Here is a 264-nt window from a genome sequence, read left to right on the forward strand (position 1 = left end):
TTTGCAAGATGCGATTAACCAAGCAATAGGTGATCGTGAAGACGCCGAAACGGCTGGTGATGATGCGTTGAATTCACCTGATACCACAGCAGTAGCAACGGATGATGCGGTTGCGGATGCTATGGCGAAGTTGGATAAGGCGATGAATGATGCTGACAACGATCAAGGTACGACACAGGCCGTTAAGGATGCAACGGATGCACTTGAAAATGCGGTTGCTCGTGCAGAAGCCAAGGCTGTTGATACAGCACCAGTTTCACAGGA

The 264-nt window shown here is 49.6% G+C and carries 1 protein-coding gene; it reads left to right on the top strand.

The window, feature by feature from the left end:
* A partial coding sequence (locus MN204_RS20880; protein ID WP_249872965.1) for a hypothetical protein occupies positions 1-264 on the top strand: 264 nt, incomplete at both ends.

It is taken from the genome of Oceanobacillus saliphilus (assembly GCF_023522835.1).
Taxonomy (GTDB): domain Bacteria; phylum Bacillota; class Bacilli; order Bacillales; family Amphibacillaceae; genus Oceanobacillus; species Oceanobacillus saliphilus.